Source organism: Pectobacterium carotovorum (assembly GCA_016415585.1).
GTDB classification, from domain to species: Bacteria; Pseudomonadota; Gammaproteobacteria; order Enterobacterales; family Enterobacteriaceae; genus Pectobacterium; species Pectobacterium carotovorum_K.
On the sequence record CP066552.1, the window covers coordinates 2378931 to 2395026 of the forward strand.

14 protein-coding genes are annotated in these 16096 nt (G+C 53.2%); 7 read left to right on the forward strand and 7 right to left on the reverse strand.

What is annotated here, in order from left to right; all coding sequences use genetic code 11:
* Positions 1-10 precede the first annotated feature (10 nt).
* The 7 genes from rsxD to JFY74_10580 all read right to left on the reverse strand — a co-directional run bounded on the left by rsxD (position 11) and on the right by JFY74_10580 (position 8277).
* The gene (gene rsxD, locus JFY74_10550; GenBank protein ID QQG26597.1) at positions 11-1066 is read right to left on the reverse strand and encodes an electron transport complex subunit RsxD; all 1056 of its coding nucleotides are present in this window, start codon (positions 1064-1066) and stop codon (positions 11-13) included.
* A complete protein-coding gene (gene rsxC / locus JFY74_10555; GenBank protein QQG26598.1) occupies positions 1067-3169 on the reverse strand; it encodes an electron transport complex subunit RsxC in 2103 nt (700 codons plus the stop codon). It lies immediately after the preceding gene.
* Positions 3162-3740, reverse strand: coding sequence for an electron transport complex subunit RsxB (gene rsxB, locus JFY74_10560; GenBank protein QQG26599.1), 579 nt, complete (start codon positions 3738-3740; stop codon positions 3162-3164). The genes rsxC and rsxB overlap by 8 nt, the downstream gene beginning before the upstream one ends.
* Positions 3740-4321, reverse strand: a complete 582-nt coding sequence (gene rsxA / locus JFY74_10565) for an electron transport complex subunit RsxA (GenBank protein QQG26600.1) — start codon at positions 4319-4321, stop codon at positions 3740-3742. The genes rsxB and rsxA overlap by 1 nt, the downstream gene beginning before the upstream one ends.
* A 226-nt stretch (positions 4322-4547) precedes the next feature.
* Positions 4548-4763, reverse strand: a complete 216-nt coding sequence (gene ydgT / locus JFY74_10570; protein QQG26601.1) for a transcription modulator YdgT — start codon at positions 4761-4763, stop codon at positions 4548-4550.
* Positions 4764-5051: 288 nt separating this feature from the next.
* Positions 5052-6554 (reverse strand): L-arabinose isomerase, encoded by a 1503-nt coding sequence (gene araA, locus JFY74_10575; GenBank protein QQG26602.1) that lies wholly within the window; start codon positions 6552-6554, stop codon positions 5052-5054.
* A gap of 37 nt (positions 6555-6591) precedes the next feature.
* Complete coding sequence (locus JFY74_10580; GenBank protein ID QQG26603.1) at positions 6592-8277, reverse strand: ribulokinase; 1686 nt, start codon at positions 8275-8277, stop codon at positions 6592-6594.
* Between the two features lie 372 nt (positions 8278-8649).
* Between JFY74_10580 and JFY74_10585 the strand changes: the two genes are divergently transcribed.
* The 7 genes from JFY74_10585 (at position 8650) to JFY74_10615 (ending at position 16074) form a co-directional block, all read left to right on the forward strand.
* Positions 8650-9633: an arabinose ABC transporter substrate-binding protein gene (locus tag JFY74_10585; protein ID QQG26604.1), complete on the forward strand. Its 984-nt coding sequence runs from the start codon at positions 8650-8652 to the stop codon at positions 9631-9633.
* A gap of 111 nt (positions 9634-9744) precedes the next feature.
* The gene (gene araG, locus JFY74_10590; GenBank protein QQG26605.1) at positions 9745-11268 is read left to right on the forward strand and encodes an L-arabinose ABC transporter ATP-binding protein AraG; all 1524 of its coding nucleotides are present in this window, start codon (positions 9745-9747) and stop codon (positions 11266-11268) included.
* Positions 11269-11286: 18 nt separating this feature from the next.
* Positions 11287-12273, forward strand: a complete 987-nt coding sequence (gene araH, locus JFY74_10595; GenBank protein ID QQG26606.1) for an L-arabinose ABC transporter permease AraH — start codon at positions 11287-11289, stop codon at positions 12271-12273.
* A 65-nt stretch (positions 12274-12338) separates the two neighbouring features.
* Entirely contained in the window at positions 12339-13271 is a 933-nt protein-coding gene (gene araC / locus JFY74_10600; protein ID QQG26607.1) for an arabinose operon transcriptional regulator AraC, read from the forward strand.
* A gap of 238 nt (positions 13272-13509) precedes the next feature.
* A complete protein-coding gene (locus JFY74_10605) occupies positions 13510-14826 on the forward strand; it encodes a sensor histidine kinase (GenBank protein ID QQG26608.1) in 1317 nt (438 codons plus the stop codon).
* Entirely contained in the window at positions 14826-15446 is a 621-nt protein-coding gene (locus tag JFY74_10610) for a response regulator transcription factor (protein ID QQG26609.1), read from the forward strand. The genes JFY74_10605 and JFY74_10610 overlap by 1 nt, the downstream gene beginning before the upstream one ends.
* 130 nt (positions 15447-15576) lie before the next feature.
* A complete protein-coding gene (locus JFY74_10615; GenBank protein ID QQG26610.1) occupies positions 15577-16074 on the forward strand; it encodes a heme-binding protein in 498 nt (165 codons plus the stop codon).
* Positions 16075-16096: the final 22 nt, after the last annotated feature.

A 16096-nucleotide genomic window follows, 5' to 3' on the forward strand; every position in this document is an offset into this window, starting at 1 on the left:
GGTCTGCTCCTTAGCGATGATGGCCGTAAGCGCGCGGCTTGGTGTAATAGTCGATCAGCGGCACGGTGATATTTGCCAGCAGAACGGCAAACGCGACGCCATCTGGGTAGCCACCGTAGGTACGAATCAACCAGACCAGTAACCCAATCAGCGCCCCGAAAATCAGACGACCCCGGTTCGTGGTTGACGCGGTAACGGGATCGGTTGCAATGAAAAATGCGCCAAGCATAGTGGCACCGGACAGCAGGTGTAGCAGCGGTGGCGCAAATTTCTCCGGCGCGATGATCCAGCTTAGCGCGGCGCAGAACATTAGCGACAGCAGGAAACTGACCGGAATATGCCAGCGAATGGTGCCGCGCATCAGCAAAAACAGTCCGCCGATGAGAAAACCGATATTCACCCACTGCCAGCCGATACCGGACAGCGATTGGGCAAACATCGGCTGTTGCAGAATGTCCTGCGGCGTTTGGCCTGAGCGCAGGCTGGTTTTAAACGTATCCAGCGGGGTGGCCTGACTGACGCCATCAACATTGTGTATCAACTGCTGTATGGTGTGCCCGTCAGGCGTGTTTCCGGTAAAGATGATCACTAGCGCATCATGGAAATCGACGGCAATGGTTTGCAGCGGCACAGGCGGCAGCCAGCTTGTCATCTGGACAGGGAAAGAGATCAGCAGCACCACATAGCCAATCATCGCGGGGTTAAACGGGTTTTGCCCTAAACCGCCATACAGCTGTTTGGCGATAATGATAGCGAAGACAGTTGCCATGACCACCATCCACCAGGGGGCTAGCGGCGGCAGGCTGATACCGAGCAGCACGGCGGTCAGTAGGGCGGAATTATCAGCCAGCGTGGTGCGTACGGCGAATTTTCTCAGTGACAATGTCACGCCTTCTGCGATAAGCGCAGTGGCGGATGCCAGCCCGACCTGAATCAGGTTACCGTAGCCAAAGAAGTAATACTGCGCCAGCATACCCGGCAGACAGGCCAGAATGACCAGCAGCATGATGCGTTGCGTGCGCTGCTGGTTATGTGTGAACGGTGAACTCGCAATTCTAAAAGCCATTTATTCCTCTTGATATGACGATGCCTGCGCGGCTTTACGGGCTTTAACGCGAGCGATAGCGGCAGCCACAGCAGCCTTACGCGGATCTTCCGGCTCTTGTACTTCAACGACGGCGACGGGTTCTGCCACCGCGTCAGGGACAGCCGACGGAACAGGCTCCTCCGTGTTTGTTGCAGGCTGCTGCGCTGCTTTACGGGCTTTAACGCGCGCGATAGCGGCAGCCACGGCAGCCTTACGTGGATCTTCTGGCTCTTGTACTTCAACAACGGCAATCGGTTCTGCCACCACGTCAGGGGGAGCCGATAAAACCGGTTCTTCCGTATTTGTTACAGATTGCTGCGCGGCTTTACGGGCTTTAACGCGTGCAAGAGCGGCGGCTACCGCCGCTTTGCGTGGGTCGTCAAGCTCGGCAGAAGGAACATTGGCCGCAGGCGTTTCCTGCTGCGCCTGTTTTTCACGTGCCCGTTCTTCACGCAGCTGTTCTTCACGTATTAGGGCTTTGCGGGCAGCACGCGCGGCGATAGCAGCGCTGTTATCTGGCTCTGCATCGGGGATTACCGTGATCGACGAACCGACCTCTGTTGCGGCGGTTTGCTTACGACGTACACGTTCCAGCGCCGCCTGAACGGCATCTTTATCCGTGGTGGATACGCCAGCCGCAGCCTGTTTATGGCGCAATTCTCGAGCGGCTTTTTCTCGTTCCAGACGGGCCTGTTTAGCATCAAAACGTACTTTGGCTTGCGCGGCACGCTGTGCCTCTTCGTCGATGGCCCGAATTTCGGCCTTTTCCTGACGGTAATACTGTACCAGCGGAATATTGCTGGGGCAGACGTAAGCACAGGCACCACACTCGATGCAGTCAAAAAGATGGTGATTGCGGGCTTTTTCGTGTTCCTGCCCACGGCTGAACCAGTAAAGCTGCTGCGGTAAGAGTCCCGCCGGACAGGCATCGGCACATTTGCTACAGCGAATACAGGATTGTTCTTCGGCAACCGGCTCCATTTCCGTATGTGACGGTGCGAGCAGGCAGTTGCTGATTTTGACGATAGGGACATCCAGTGACGGCAGGGTAAAGCCCATCAGCGGACCACCCATCACTACCATCGGCTGCTTATTGACGTGGAAGCCGCCCTGTTTGAGCAGGTGACGTACCGGTGTCCCCAGTCGAGCCCAGACATTGCCGGGCTGACGCAGTGCCTCACCGGTCAGCGTCACCACGCGTTCGGTGAGCGGTTCGCCGTCGATCACGGCACGTTTGATAGCAAAGGCCGTGCCGACGTTCTGCATCAACACGCCAATGGCGGCGGAGTGTTTACCAAACGGGACTTCTTTGCCGGTTAGAATCTTGGTGAGCTGCTTGGCACCGCCTGACGGATATTTGGTTGGGATGACCCGCAGATGCATATCGCTGCGCTTACCCAAGGCCAGCCGCAGGACGCTGATAGCTTCCGGTTTGTTATCTTCGATACCAATTAGAATGCGTTTCGGCTGCAACAGAAACGACAAAATCTCGACGCCCTGAATAATCTCCTCGGCGCACTCCTGCATGAGTCGATCGTCGGCGGTGATATAGGGTTCACACTCTGCGCCGTTGATAATCAGGGTTTCAATCCCGCGCATCCCGCCTTGTAACTTGGCCGCGGTAGGGAAACCTGCACCGCCTAAGCCCGCAATGCCAGCCTGATGCAGATGGGCAAGCAGGGTGTCGGTGCTCTGTGCGCGATAATCCGTAAAAGTCTGGCGCTCGCACCAGCGATCGTCGCCATCCGGCACAATGATGATACTGAGCTCTGACAGACCCGAAGGGTGCGCCGTCGTGTGCTGGCGAATCGCATTCACCGTTCCCGACGTCGGTGCGTGAACGGGCAAGGTGCGGCCTTTTCCCCGCGTCAATGGTTGACCGCGCAGGACTTTATCGCCGACGCTGACACAAATCTCGCCTTCTGGGCCAAGATGCTGCTTGAGCGGAATAATGAACTGTTCTGGCAGCGGAATCTGGCGCAGTGGCGTCTGGCTGGACTGCGTCTTCATTTCCGGCGGATGAATGCCTCCGTCGAAATCCCAGATTCTGTCTTTTTTAAAGGCGGAAAACAGCTTAAGCATGTCGTTCTACTTGAATAACGCGTACTGGAATCGTATCGAGATCCCATTTCCAGTTAGCGGGAGTCGGCGCGATAGGACGTAATTCGATACAGTCCGTCGGGCAAGGGGAGACGCAGAGATCGCAGCCGGTGCACAAATCGCTGACGACGGTGTGTACCGCTTTGGTACTGCCGATGATGGCATCAACCGGACAGGCCTGAATGCACTTGGTGCAGCCGATGCAGTTGCTTTCATCGATCCAGGCAACATGGCGTGCGGGGGCTTGAACATCGGCGTCGCCTTCTAGCGGCTGCGGATCGACGTTGAGCTTTTCAGCAAGCTTCAGCATCATTGCTTCGCCGCCGGGGCCGCATTTATTAATACTTTCACCATTCAGCGCGACTGCTTCGGCATAAGGCCGACAGCCAGGGTAACCGCACTGACCGCACTGGCTTTGCGGCAGCATGGCTTCCACTTCTTCCACGATCGGATCGTTTTCGACTTCAAACCGACGGGAGGCGTAACCCAACACCAGGCCGAATGCCAGCGCGAGTACGCTTAGTGCTGCAATGGCGATCCAGATAGCGATCATCAGAATTTCACCAGTCCGGTAAAGCCCATAAACGCCAGCGACATAAGACCCGCGGTGATCAGTGCGATAGACGAGCCTCGGAAGGGCGCGGGAATATCCGACACGGCAAGACGTTCCCGAATGGCTGCAAACAGCACCATCACCAGCGAGAAGCCCGCCGCGCCGCCGAAACCATAAATCGTCGATTGCAGGAAACCGTGTGACAGATTGATGTTGAGCAGAACGACGCCAAGCACCGCACAGTTGGTCGTAATCAGCGGCAGGAAGATCCCCAGCAGGCGATATAGCTCAGGGCTGACTTTGCGCACGAACATCTCGGAAAACTGCACCACCACGGCGAGCACCAGAATAAACGCCATGGTGCGCAAATAGAGAATATCGAGCGGAACGAGAATAAATTCGTTGACCAACCACGAGAACATGGAGCCGACAGTCATGACGAACGTGGTCGCCATGCCCATGCCAATCGCCGTCTCCAGCTTTTTGGACACGCCCATAAAGGGGCACAGCCCAAGAAACTTCACTAAGACGAAATTATTTACCAGAAGGATGCTAACAAAGAGCAATGCGTATTCGGTCATTACAGTGCCTAGAAAAAAAAAACCGAATCATTATCAGGCATTGTTAGGCTTTCGACAACATACTCAAAGTAGGGTTATCGCTGTCCCCTTCTAGGATAAGAAGATCAGATTCTCTTAATAAGGGACGGGCTGAGCTATCATACAACAGCGTGCGGCGCGTTCTGAGTAATAGCTCGAAAGGAAATTATTGCATAACTATTCTTTTTTCACAGGTGATTATTGATAACTATAGTACGTGATGCCAGACGGATTTTGGCACGCAGCCGAGGTCGAACAAGCGCCCGCCGGATGCTAACTCAGCCCGCCGATGATCCGCTGCACGATACATATTGATGATTTCCTTACTATCTGTCAGAGAATAATTGAGGTGGTCAAAGAGTTTTTCAAGACTTTCTGTTGAGCTGACTTTTCTGAATTTAAGCAAATAGTCATGAGCGGTCATGGTAATTAATCTAATAGTTATGTGGCTGAGGCGATTAATTATATGCAAGCAAGAAAGCCTGTCTAGAGGGCGCTGGAAAAAGTACGTTTATTTGTTATTAACAAACGAAAGAAGATGATGAATGATGAGTTGACAGGAGAAAAATTGCTGATTTTAAGGCAACATCAGGTATCAGGCGGTGAGGTGAGAATCAGAAGAGAGGAAAGGTTTTGAGGGCTAGAGAACGGTAAGAGGGGCAGATTGTATGCAGATGATTAATGCATAATTTGCCCCTAATGATCGTGTCTATCAACTAAAAAGTTTGTAGTACACGTCGTTCCAGCGCAGGGCATCTTTGAAGCTGTGGAGCCGGGTGTCGTTGTCGATCACCAGCAGTTCAATGTTCTGCATCTCGGCGTAGAGCCGCATGTGTTCGAGATCCAACGCCTGACTAAAGACGGTGTGGTGCGCACCGCCAGCCAGAATCCAGGCTTCGGCCGCCACTTCCAGTGACGGCTGCGCTTTCCAGATGGCACGGGCAACCGGCAGTTTCGGCAGCGGGCGCGGCTGTTCGATGGTATCGACCAGATTAACCAGCATTCTGAAACGGTCGCCCATGTCGATCACGCTGGCGTTGAGGGACGGCCCAGCCGGCGTTGAGAAAATCAAACGGGCAGGGTCGGCTTTTCCGCCAATGCCTAGGTATTGCGCATCCAGAATCGGTTTCTGCTCTTTTGCAATCGTCGGACACACTTCCAGCATGTGGGAACCGACGACCAGATCGTTACCGTTCTGGAAGTTATAGGTGTAGTCCTCCATGAAGGACGTACCGCCCGACAGCCCGCCCGCCATCACTTTCATAATGCGCAGCAGCGCGGCGGTTTTCCAGTCGCCTTCGCCACCAAAACCGTAGCCTTGCTGCATTAGACGCTGTACTGCCAGCCCCGGCAGCTGTTTCAACCCGTACAGGTTTTCAAAGTCGGTGGTGAACGCGTGATAACCACCTTGTTCCAGAAAGCGTTTCATTCCGAGTTCGATCTGGGCGGCATCCAGCAGGTTTTGGCGGTTGGCACCATTGAGTTTCACCGCGTCTGTCAATTGGTAGCTAGCCTCATACTCTTCTACCAAGGCATCAATATCGCCTTTGGATACGGCATCGACGACGGCGGTTAAATCGCCCAGACCCCAGGCGCTGACGGAATAACCGAACTGGATCTGCGCGCCGACTTTATCGCCTTCGGTGACGGCGACTTCACGCATGTTGTCCCCAAAGCGTGCTACCTTCAGTTGCTTACTTTCCTGAATAGCGGCGGCAACCCGCATCCACTTACCGATGCGCACATGCGCGTTCTTATCCTGCCAGTGACCGACAATGACCTGATGCGCCTGCCGCATCCGTGCGCCGATGAAGCCAAATTCGCGTCCACCGTGTGCAGTCTGGTTCAGGTTCATGAAATCCATGTCCATGGTGTCCCACGGCACTTCGGCATTGAACTGGGTGTGGAATTGCAGCAGCGGTTTACTGAGTACGCTCAGGCCGCCGATCCACATTTTGGCTGGAGAGAAGGTATGCAGCCAGGTCAGCAGGCCGATACAGTTATCCTGATAGTTGGCATCGCGACACAGCGCCAGAATTTCGTCCGGCGTTTTCACCAGCGGTTTCAGCACCAGTTTAACCGGCAGGTTGGCCTGTTGATTCAATCCGGCGACGACTTTTTCTGCGTTCTCTTTTACCTGACGTAACGTTTCCGGCCCGTAGAGATGCTGGCTACCGATGACGAACCAGACTTCAAGCTGCTTAAAATGATCCATGATGACTCCTGTAACGTGATCCCCAGAGGGATAAAAATTAGTTTTTTGCCGTAGACGCTGGGCTATAGGCCGGTTCCGCAAGGCGGCACCACTGCTGATAGCGCGCATAAAGCTGCTGATAACGGGCAACGCGCTGGCTGTCCGGCATTAAGGTGCGCTCTATGCCACTGGCCATATGCTGCTGTGCCGTTGGGATATCGCCGTGAACGCCAGCGGCGACGGCGGCAAAGATCGCCGCGCCAAGTGCACAGCACTGATCGGAGGCGACGATCTGCAAAGGACGATTCATCACGTCGGTACACACTTGCATGATGACGGGGGATTTCCGCGCGATGCCGCCCAGCGCCAGCACGTTCTCGACGGGAACGCCCTGATCTTCAAAGCACTCCATAATCGCGCGTGCGCCAAAGGCCGTCGCAGCAATGAAACCGCCGAACAGCGTGGGGGCATCGGTACCCAGATTGAGATCGGTAATCACGCCTTTGAGTCGCTGATTGGCGAACGGCGTTCTGCGACCGTTGAACCAGTCCAGCACGACCGGCAGGTGATCCAACGTGGGGTTCTCTGCCCAACTGTGGGTCAGTCGCTCCAGCAGTTTGGCTTCCATCGCCTGTAATGACGTTTTGAGTTCAGGATGGTCTTTCGCTGCTTCCTGCAACGACCAGCCCAGCAGCCGTCCAAACCAGGCGTACATATCACCAAAAGCGGACTGCCCGGCTTCGAGACCGATATAACCGGGAACAACGCTGCCGTCGACTTGCCCACAGATACCAGCGATGGTGCGATCGGCAATGCGTGCGTCGTCGGCGATCAGAATGTCGCAGGTAGAAGTGCCAATCACTTTGACCAGCGTATAAGGCTGTGCGCCCGCGCCGACGGTGCCAACGTGACAGTCAAACGCGCCGCCCGCCAGAATGACCGTTTCGGGGATGCCGAGCCGCTGTGCCCACTCGGCGGTGATGGTGCCGACTGGCTGTTCGGCGGTCCAGGTATCGGTAAACAGCGGGTACTGTAATGTCTCGGTCAAGCAGGGATCGAGTGCGTGCAAGAAGTCTTTCGGCGGCAATCCGCCCCAGCTCGGGTGCCAGAGTGATTTGTGTCCGGCGCTGCACCGGCCACGGCGAATATCAGCAGGTGCTTGCGTGCCGGAAAGCAGGGCGGGCACCCAGTCACACAGTTCGATCCAGGAAACGGCGGCCTGACGCACAGCTTTATCGTCGCGCGAGACATGCAGGATCTTGGCCCAGAACCACTCAGACGAGTAAACGCCGCCGATATAACGAGTGTAATCCGGGAACTGGCCGCTCCGGCACAGCGCGTTGATGGCTTCTGCTTCTTCTATTGCCGTGTGGTCTTTCCACAGCACGAACATCGCATTGGGGTTGTCGGCAAACTCGGGGCGTAGCGCCAGGATCTGACCTTGCTCATCAATCGGCGCGGGGGTTGACCCGGTTGAATCCACGCCAATACCGATGATGCTCTGCCGCTGTTCGTCCGTCAGGCGGGAAACCACGACCTTAACCGCCTGCTCCAGCGATTCGATGTAGTCCAGCGGATGGTGTCGGAACTGATTGTTGGCAGGCTGACAATATTTCCCCTCGCGCCAGCGGGGATAGTAGACCACTTCTGTTTCCAGCTCTTGCCCGCTTTGGCAGTCAACGGCTAAGGCGCGTACCGAATCACTGCCGAAGTCGAGACCAATCGTAATAGCACCCGCACTCATGCTTTGCTCCTCATTAATCCCAGATCGTTGCTGTTTACGATGGCAGGGATAACGAGAGGTGGTGAGGAGCGGTTAGCTGGAAGTATGTATTTTTCTGTCGCCAGCAGCCATTTTGTGAAGCGGGTCAAAGGTTAATGATTGGTTAAATTCGCTAAATGTATGCACAAACCTGTCATTGTTCCGGACTGTGATAAAGCTCTACATTCTTGCCGGGAATAACGACTAAAACATAAAGCGTCTGAATGCTACTGAGTAAAGGAATCGTGCTAAGTCTGTGTTTTTCCTTTATCCAGACCGGAAATACCCTACCAGGAACTCGAACTCGTTTCAGCGTTGCTGACGAATGAAAAGATAATTACACCGGAGAACATCATGCATAAATTCACTAAGGCGCTGGCAGCAATCGGGTTGGCTGCTGTTATGTCACAATCAGCTATGGCAGAGAACTTAAAGCTGGGCTTTCTGGTTAAACAGCCGGAAGAACCCTGGTTCCAGACAGAATGGAAATTCGCTGATAAAGCAGGAAAAGACCTTGGTTTTGATGTGATAAAAATCGCGGTTCCCGATGGTGAAAAAACCCTAAATGCGATCGACAGTCTGGCGGCCAGTGGCGCGAAAGGTTTCGTTATCTGTACGCCGGATCCGAAGTTGGGGCCAGCGATTATGGCGAAAGCGCGCAGCTACGATCTGAAAGTGATCGCGGTTGATGACCAGTTCGTGAATGCCAAAGGCCAGCCGATGGATACCGTGCCGTTGGTGATGATGGCGGCCACCAAAATTGGCGAGCGTCAGGGGCAGGAGCTGTATAAAGAAATGAACAAACGCGGCTGGAAAGTAGAGGAAACCGCCGTGATGGCGATTACCGCTGATGAGCTGGACACCGCACGTCGCCGTACGACTGGCTCCATGGACGCGCTGAAAACCGCAGGATTCCCGGAAAAACAGATCTACAAAGTACCGACCAAATCTAACGATATCCCCGGTGCGTTTGATGCCGCTAACTCCATGCTGGTTCAGCATCCTGGCGTGAAAAACTGGCTGATTATCGGCATGAACGACAACACCGTGCTGGGTGGCGTACGCGCAACGGAAGGTCAGGGCTTTAAAGCGGAAAACGTGATTGGGATCGGTATCAACGGCGTGGATGCAGTCAGCGAGTTGTCCAAAGATAAGGCAACAGGCTTCTTTGGTTCACTGCTGCCGAGCCCGGATATTCACGGTTACAAGAGTATCCAGATGCTGAATGACTGGGTCACCAAAGGCGTGGAGCCTGAGAAATTCACCGAAGTGACCGACGTGGTGCTGATCACTCGTGACAACTTTAAGGTCGAACTGGAGAAAAAAGGCCTGATGTAATCACGCCTGATTTCGTCAAGACGCGGATAACGCCGATCGGCATGACGCTGGTCGAAGTTATCCTGATCGACGTTATCCGCGCTCTACCTGCATCGTTATGAGGAAACAGACATGACAGCACAGTCACCCTATTTGTCGTTTCATGGGATTGGTAAAGAATTTCCCGGTGTTAAGGCGCTTTCGGATATCAGTTTTTCCTGCCATGCCGGCCAGATCCATGCATTGATGGGGGAAAACGGAGCGGGCAAGTCGACGCTGTTAAAGATCCTGAGCGGTAACTATTCACCGTCAGCGGGCGAAATTCATATTCAGGGCAAGCCCGTGCAGTTTAACAACACGATGGATGCCCTGAATGCGGGCGTTGCCATCATTTATCAGGAACTGCATCTGGTGCCGGAAATGACGGTCGCCGAGAACATCTATTTAGGTCAACTACCGCATAAATACGGCATGGTGAACTATTCGCTGCTGCGCTATGAAGCCAAACTTCAGTTGCAGCATTTGGGATTGGATATCGATCCTGATACCCCGCTGAAATACCTGTCTATCGGGCAGTGGCAGATGGTAGAAATCGCCAAGGCGCTGGCCCGTAATGCCAAAATTATTGCTTTTGATGAGCCGACCAGTTCGCTGTCTGCCCGTGAAATCGAGCAGCTTTTCCGCGTGATTACGGAATTGCGCAGTGAAGGCCGGGTCATTTTGTACGTTTCGCACCGGATGGAAGAAATTTTTGCGCTGAGCGATGCCATTACCGTGTTTAAAGATGGCCGCTATGTGCGCACGTTCGACGATATGCAGCAGGTGAACCATGAGTCGCTGGTACAGGCGATGGTAGGGCGTAACCTGGGGGATATCTATGGCTATACGCCGCGTCCGCATGGCGAAGCGCGTTTGACGCTGAAAGACGTAAAAGCGCCGGGCGTGAAATCCACGGTTTCCCTGAACGTGAAGCAGGGGGAAATTGTCGGGCTATTTGGTCTGGTGGGGGCTGGCCGCAGCGAACTGATGAAAGGGCTGTTTGGCGCGACCAAAATCACCAGCGGCCAGGTGCTGTTGGATGGCAAACCGCTGGTGGTGAATTCTCCGATTGATGCGATTCGCCAGGGCGTGATGCTTTGCCCGGAAGATCGCAAGGCGGACGGCATCATTCCGGTGCACTCGGTGCGTGACAACATCAATATCAGCGCAAGGCGCAAGAGCCTGAAAGCCGGTTTTATTATTAATAATCAGTGGGAGGCGGATAACGCCTCGAAGCGCATTGCGGCGTTGAACATCAAAACGCCGTCCGATGAACAGCTGATTATGAATCTTTCCGGGGGAAACCAGCAGAAAGCCATTCTTGGCCGCTGGCTGTCCGAAGAGATGAAGGTCATTTTGCTCGATGAACCTACGCGCGGCATCGACGTCGGCGCGAAGCACGAAATTTATCATGTCATCTATGAACTGGCGAATCAGGGGATCGCGGTGCTGTTTGCCTCCAGCGATTTACCAGAAGTGCTTGGGCTGGCCGACCGGATTATCGTCATGCGCGAAGGTGCCGTTTCCGGCGAATTGCTGCACGCCGATGCCACAGAGCAGCAGGTGCTCAGTCTGGCTATGTTACGAACCCCCGATATCGAATCTGCGGTTGCTTGACCGCGAAGGAGCAAAATAATGTCAACGGTTACGTCTGCAACCTCAGAAAAAAAGAAAAACGGCGCGGGATTATCCCGCATTTGGGATAACTACGGCATGCTGGTGGTGTTTGCCGTGCTGTTTCTTGGCTGCGCGATTTTCGTCCCGAACTTCGCCTCATTTATCAATATGAAAGGGCTGGGGCTGGCGATCTCCATGTCCGGCATGGTGGCCTGCGGGATGCTGTTCTGTCTGGCTTCCGGTGACTTTGACCTGTCGGTCGCGTCTATCATTGCCTGTGCTGGCGTGGCGACGGCGGTGGTGATCAATATCAGTGAAAGCCTGTGGATCGGCGTCAGTGCCGGGCTGCTGCTGGGCGTGGCGTTCGGCTTGCTCAACGGTTTCGTGATTGCCCGTTTGAAGATTAACGCGCTGATCACCACGCTGGCGACGATGCAGATTGCGCGTGGTCTGGCATACATCATTTCCGATGGTAAAGCGGTAGGGATTGAAGACGAACGCTTCTTCGAACTGGGCTATGCCAACTGGCTGGGTTTGCCCGCGCCAATCTGGATCACTATCGGCTGCATGATTCTGTTTGGCCTGTTGCTGAACAAAACCACCTTTGGCCGTAATACGCTGGCGATTGGGGGCAATGAAGAGGCGGCGCGTCTGGCCGGGGTGCCAGTTGTACGTACCAAGATCATCATTTTCGCCTTGTCCGGTCTGGTATCGGCGGCGGCAGGGATCATTCTGGCATCGCGCATGACCAGCGGCCAACCGATGACCTCCATCGGGTATGAGCTGATCGTGATTTCTGCCTGTGTGCTGGGCGGTGTGTCGCTGAAAGGCGGGATTGGTAAAATTTCCTACGTGGTGGCTGGCGTGCTGATTTTGGGTACGGTGGAGAACGCGATGAACCTGCTGAATATCTCGCCGTTTGCCCAGTATGTGGTGCGCGGTCTGATTCTGCTGGCGGCGGTTATCTTTGACCGCTACAAACAGCTGGCGAAGAAAACGGTATAAATCCCTGTGCGGCAGATGAATAACTCTGCCGCTTTCTCTCATAATTAGCGTGTACCGGAGGCTCGATGTATCACCGTATGGCGCATGAATCTCAGCCTAATCCGCTGCTGCCGGGATATTCGTTCAACGCTTACCTTGTGGCAGGTCTGACGCCGATTCTGGCAGAAGGGCCGCTCGACTTCTTTATCGATCGTCCCGATGGGATGAAAGGCTACATCATTAACCTCACCATGAAAGGACAAGGTCAGGTCTTTGATGGTGATGAGACCTTTTTCTGTAATCCCGGTGACCTGCTGTTGTTCCCGCCGAAATCGAAGCATTTTTATGGTCGATCGCCGAGCAGCGATTGCTGGTATCACCGCTGGGTCTATTTTCGTCCGCGCGCCTACTGGGCCGACTGGCTGGAATGGCATACCAAAAGCAGCGGCATTGGTCGCATGAGCCTGCCGAATAACCAACTGCTGCTGGAATTCGACAGGCTATTTGCCAATATCGAGCAGACGCAGCGTTCCGGACGTCGTTTTTCCGAAGAGTTGGGTATGAATCTGCTGGAGCGTCTGTTGCTCCGCGCGATGGAAGAAGATCCGCAAAGCCCGCAGAAGATCATGGATCCGCGTGTGATAGAGGCCTGCCAGTTTATTACCAGCAATCTGGCCGGAGAACTGCGTATTGATGAAGTGGCGCGGCACGTTTGCCTGTCGCCGTCGCGGCTGGCGCATCTGTTCCGTGAGCAGGTGGGTATTAATATTCTACGCTGGCGTGAAGATCAGCGCGTGATTCGCGCCAAGCTATTATTGCAGACAACGCAGGAATCTATCGCCATCATTGGCCGCGTGGTGGGGTATGACGACCAGCTGTATTTCTCACGCGTGTTCCGTAAACGGGTCGGCGTCAGCCCCAGCGATTTCCGTCGTCGCAGCAGTGAAATCAACTATCCGGCGGCCAAAACGCTGCCAGGAACGTGGGGAGAGCGAATACTGAATGTGATAAGCGACTGATATATCAAAAAACGAGACAAATCCCCTCTGGCTGTTGTTACTCCCCGTAATCTGGCGGATGACGGATATATACTGAAGTCAGAAACGACAAAATAAAATAAGCTAAGGGGAACTACATGAGTAAGAGCTTCGTGGTGGCTGCTCGCTATGCTGTATTGATGTTTCACCTCTCATCTTATAACCCCTAGTGCTGACGCCATGCCAGAACATCAAATGTAGCGCAGGATACAGATTAGGTATGTGCAAAATTATAGGCTGGTTACTGCTCACTCTGCTGTCTAGCTGCGGAGTGATAGCCTATTCTTTGCATCTGCAATACGAAGAGAAAAGTAACGATTTCCACATTATTTACCACGATGTCACGGTGAAATTATCGCAGCATGACGCGATTATGCCGCTTTTGTCAGTAAGTCGGCACGGCTGGGAAGTGCAGAATATTTTTCCACAAATCATTCGCTGGCGGCCACACTCAAATATTGAGCCGCGGCGCCCGATCGTCATCGAGCAAAATGGACGCTACTGGATCAATGCCGATAACCAGTCGTTGTTGATCGATCTTAATAGCCTGATCGGAGATATTGCGGGAAAAAATGCGTTCTGTCATTTGGCCATACTGTGGAACAACAAGCCATTATTCGAACGGGGCGTAGCGAACCATCCGTATTATTGGCAGTGGAATAAGGTTATTGCCAGCCAGTCTCAGCCATTTATGCTCGTGGTAGGCGATAATCCTAACTGGGCGGTACTGCCTTGGATTGTTATTGCGTCCCCTGCGCTGTTTTGGGGAGGGGGGCTGTACTTAGTCGGCCAATACTATGCGAATAAACGTCGGCGGGATATTGCTGATTTACGTGCTCATTATACTGAACTAACACGACTGAATACTCTGGGAGAGCTAACCGCTGGTATTGTCCATGAGCTTAATCAACCCCTCACTGCTATTTTAAGCTATAACCAGACAGCTTTACGCTTATTGCAGCAACAGCGCACTAAATCATTGCCACAGTTGCTCGAATCCGCTGTAGTACAAATTAAACGCACGGATTCGTTGCTACAGCAATTTCGCCAGAAGTTGACCAGTGAGCAGGCCGACTATCAGCCTGTTTCGCTGAGTCGGCTTTGGGTTCGCGTACTGATGTTGTTGGACAATGAGATTCGTAGCGCAAAGGTTAAAATCAGTTGCTGCATCCCAGATAACCTACCTGTGCTGTTTGCCCCTCCGCTGTGGATAGAACAAATTTTACACAACATTGTCAATAATGCGCTACAAGCACAACTCAGTAACAGCCCCTGCACGGCTTGGATCACATTAGAAGCTGGTGCAACAGGTAGCGGCATAACATTAACCATTACTGACGGCGGCATTGGGTTATCAGAGCAAGCTTTGCAACAGGTGTTCATGCCATTTTTCACTACGCGTGCCAACGGAATCGGGCTGGGGATGGCTCTGACAGACGCGTTAGTACAGCGCCTTAACGGTACTATAGAGGCCTCCAATACGGGACAGGGTGCTTGCTTCAAGATCTGGTTGCCGATATCTTCTCAGGAGCGATGATGACACAGTATATCCATTTGATTGATGATGAACCGGAGATCCGTTCCTCGCTTAGCGTGCTATTAGGTACTGTTGGTTGGATGACGAAAACTTATGACAATGCCCAATCCTTCCTGCAGAGCGCGGGGGAATTACATGTGCTAACGGGTTGCATGTTACTGGACATCAGGATGTCTGGTAAAACAGGGCTTGCGCTGTTTGATGAATGGAAACAGCAGGGACTGGAAATTCCAGTGATTATCATGACAGGCCACGCCAATGTTGATCTCTGTAGACGGGCCTTCAAAAGTGGGGCTTTCGAGTTTCTAACCAAACCGATTGATGCGGATTTACTGTTTGACGTCGTTGGGTGTGCATTGGAACAGCAAGAGAAATTACAGAGGCAATTGCAAAAATTGCAATTGATGCAAAATCGGCTCGCCACATTGACTACCCGTGAGAATGACGTCTTTGAACTGAGTATGCAGGGGTGCTCAAGTAAAGAGATTGCGCGGAACTTTTCGCTTTCACCGCGAACTATCGAGGCGCATCGCGCTAATCTATTTGCCAAACTTGAGGTTAATTCACTGCCTAAATTGATGAGTCTCTATGGGGAACTTGCGTTGCTAAAAAAGCAATAAGGTTGCCAGAATAGGGTGTTATTTAGGTAAAACCACCTAGCTTGATGGGTGGTTTTACCAATGGTCTGTTGAAGTTTTGACTTTTATTATCCTTAGTTCCCGTAAGGAATAAATTAAGGATAAGACTCAAATGAAACGCATAATTTCAGTAGCCATTTTAATCGGTGGTATGACGTCATTCTCCAGCGTGGCCAGCGGTATTCTAACCCAAAAAAATCTTTCCTTTGATGTGGCAAATAAGCTAGCGCAAAGCGCTATTCAGGCATGCGGCGCGAATAATTATAATGTCGCTGTGACCGTCGTCGATCGCGCTGGTGTTCCTCTGGTTATCAAACGAATGGACAACGCTGGCCCACATACTGTGGAGGCTAGCCGGTTGAAAGCATTTACCGCGCTCACAATCCGCAATACCACTGAAAATGCCATGAAGAGCGCACAGGCTAACGCGGGTGCAGCCAACTTACGTGATATCCCAGGATTTTTGCTGCTGGCTGGTGGAGTACCGGTGAAATTGGGCGAGGAAACCATCGGCGCGATTGGTGTGGGTGGTGCACCTGGCGGGAATTTGGATCAACAGTGTGCGCTCGATGCATTGAAAAATAATCAGAACGATCTAAATGCCGATTAATAGTGATCACTTTTTCTTAGCG